This is a genomic window from uncultured Jannaschia sp. (genome assembly GCF_947494055.1).
GTDB lineage: Bacteria > Pseudomonadota > Alphaproteobacteria > Rhodobacterales > Rhodobacteraceae > Jannaschia.
This window is the reverse complement of record NZ_CANLTR010000112.1, coordinates 1-2,531: the sequence shown is the minus strand read 5'-3', so window position 1 is coordinate 2,531 and position 2,531 is coordinate 1. Positions and strand designations below refer to the sequence as shown.

General features: G+C 68.0%; 2 protein-coding genes. One reads left to right on the top strand and one right to left on the bottom strand.

The window, feature by feature from the left end:
- Nucleotides 1–528 precede the first annotated feature (528 nt).
- Nucleotides 529–1,626, bottom strand: a complete 1,098-nt coding sequence (locus Q1A87_RS23275; RefSeq protein ID WP_299657182.1) for a hypothetical protein — start codon at nucleotides 1,624–1,626, stop codon at nucleotides 529–531.
- A 197-nt stretch (nucleotides 1,627–1,823) separates the two neighbouring features.
- Between Q1A87_RS23275 and frr the strand changes: the two genes are divergently transcribed.
- Nucleotides 1,824–2,381, top strand: coding sequence for a ribosome recycling factor (gene frr / locus Q1A87_RS23270; protein WP_299657179.1), 558 nt, complete (start codon nucleotides 1,824–1,826; stop codon nucleotides 2,379–2,381).
- Nucleotides 2,382–2,531: the final 150 nt, after the last annotated feature.

Here is a 2,531-nt window from a genome sequence, read left to right as displayed (position 1 = left end):
ACGGCCCTCAGCGCCGAACGGGTCGAACGCGAGTTCGGCCCCGGCCCGCAGGGAGGCGCGCCCGGAGGGGCGTCCGGAGGACGGCCTTCAGCGCCGAACGGGACGAACGCGAGTTCGGCCCTGACCCGCAGGGAGGCGCGCCCGGAGGGGCGTCCGGTGGACGGCCCTCAGCGCCGAACGGGACGAACGCGAGTTCGGCCCTGGCCCGCAGGGAGGCGCGCCCGGAGGGGCGAGGAGGCGACCCGGAAACGCGCCAGTGGCGCGTCTCGCCACCGAGCGGGCGGAGCCCCGATAGCTTGACCGAGCGAGCATGGCCCGAGTTCTTGCTGTAGCGGACCGATCCGCGGCAGCTTGTTCAGGCTGGCGGTGCCTTGGGTCTATCCATTCAAGGCACACACGGACGTCCACGCTACGGATCACGGTTCTCGACGAACCGGCGCGCTTCCGACGAACCTAGAACCCACCAAACGACGTATCCGAGACCATCTCGGCCAAGCCCCTCGCGCCGCCCCTCTCGCCGCCGCGGAATCAGAAGATCAGGATGTCGTCGCGCAGATCCTTCAGATCGGCGACATCCTCGATCACGACCCGACCGTGCCGGCCGAAATCGAGCGCGACGTCGCGGCCGAGATCCTCGCCGTGGCGGTCGAGCAGGTTGCCGATGGCGGCCTTGCCCCGGATCAGCGCGGCGGAGATCTCGATCGTGTCGCGGTCGTCCTCGAAGTCGCGGATGCGGTCGCGCCCGTCGCCCTTCTCGAAGACGAAGACGTCGGCGCCGCGCCCCCCGAAAAGCACGTCCTTGCCGGCGCCGCCGTCGATCAGGTCGCGGCCCCGCCCGCCGTCGATCCGGTCGTGGCCGCCGTCGCCGAAGAGGTAGTCGCGGCCGCTCTCGCCCTTCAGGACGTCGGCGCGGTCGGAGCCGAGCAGCATGTCGCCGCCGTCGCGCCCGAACATGCGCGATCCGTTGGCATCGGCGACGAGCACGTCGTCCCGCCGCGTTCCGTCGATGCGGACTCCGCCCAAGGTGGCCGCGCCGTAGATCGAGTAGGAGATCGGCAATTCGTAGACGAACTCCGCGCGCCCGCTCCGCGGCTCGATCACGTAGACGTCGTTGCCGGCCAGTCCGAACAGCTCCCCCTCCTCGTATTGCAGGCCGTAGAGGCTGGAGATGCCGTGATAGACCTCGTCCGTGACCCGGCCGGTCTTCAGGTTCACGGTCAGGAGCTCGTTCGACGTCGTGCTGTAGTAGAGCGTCCTGCCCACGACATGGACGTCGCCCGCGCTCGGGTTTCCGTCCGGTATCCCGATCGTCTTCTTGAGCGCGTAGGTCGTGGAGGACAGGACGTCGATATCCGAGCCGTAGCTGTTGTAGCTGACATAGAGGTTGCCGTTGGCGTCGGAGGCGAGGCCGTTCGCGCTGCCGCCGAGGCCGCGCAGGTAGGTGTAGGTCTCCCGCTCGAGGTCGAGCTCGTAGAGGCCGCTATAGGTGACCGCGAAGACGTCGCCCTTCGGCGTGACCGCGATGTCGGTGAAGGTCAGCGCGTAGTCGGCGAGCCGGACCGTGGCGCCGTCCGCGAGATCGGTGCGAAAGACGCGACCGGCATTGTCCGTCGATAGTATGGCCATGGAAAAGGACTCCTTACTGGTTACCGCACGAATGGTAGCGCGCGGGAGAGCGTCCGGGGAAGTCCCAAGGGCGATGAAAGGGGACTCCGGTAGCGGAAACTTCGTCCCGGCCCGCGCGACCGAAGCGCGTCCGGGGAACTGGCATGCCGGGCCAAAGGCCGGTATAGCGCCCCCGAACAGAAGGGCAGGGTGACAGAATGGCCGACGATTTCGAAATCGACACCGACGACATGCAGCGGCGCATGGACGGCGCGATGACGAATCTGCGAAACGAATTCGCGTCGCTGCGGACCGGCCGCGCCTCCGCCTCGATGCTGGAGCCCGTGATGGTCGACGCCTATGGCAGCCCGACCCCGATCAATCAGGTCGGCACCGTGAACGTGCCCGAGCCGCGGATGGTGACGGTCAACGTCTGGGACAAGAGCCTCGTGGGCAAGGTGGAGAAGGCGATCCGCGAGAGCGGGCTCGGCATCAATCCGCAGCTCAACGGGACGATCATCATGCTGCCGATCCCGGAACTCAACGAGGAGCGGCGGCGCGACCTGACCAAGGTGGCCGGGCAATACGCCGAGCATGCCCGCGTGAGCGTCCGCAACATCCGCCGCGACGGGATGGACAGGATCAAGCGGGCCGACGGGCTGGCCGAGGACGAGGCGAAGATGTGGGAGGGCGAGGTGCAGGAAATGACCGATGCCTACATCAAGAAGGTCGATCGCGCGCTGGAGGAGAAGCAGGCCGAGATCATGCAGGTTTGACGCCCGGACCGTCCGAAGGACGGCGGACAGTCCGGTGGACTGTTCGGGGCGTCAAAGGGCGGAGCCCCGGATGCGCCCGGACCGTCCGAAGGACGGCGGACAGTCCGGTGGACTGTTCGGGGCGTCAAAGGGCGGAGCCCCGGATGCGCC

What these genes read in the sequence shown, in the direction of transcription:
- Q1A87_RS23275 (WP_299657182.1), bottom strand. Translation starts at nt 1,626, where the DNA reads ATGGCCATACTATCGACGGACAATGCCGGTCGCGTCTTTCGCACCGAT.
- frr (WP_299657179.1), top strand. Translation starts at nt 1,824, where the DNA reads ATGGCCGACGATTTCGAAATCGACACCGACGACATGCAGCGGCGCATG.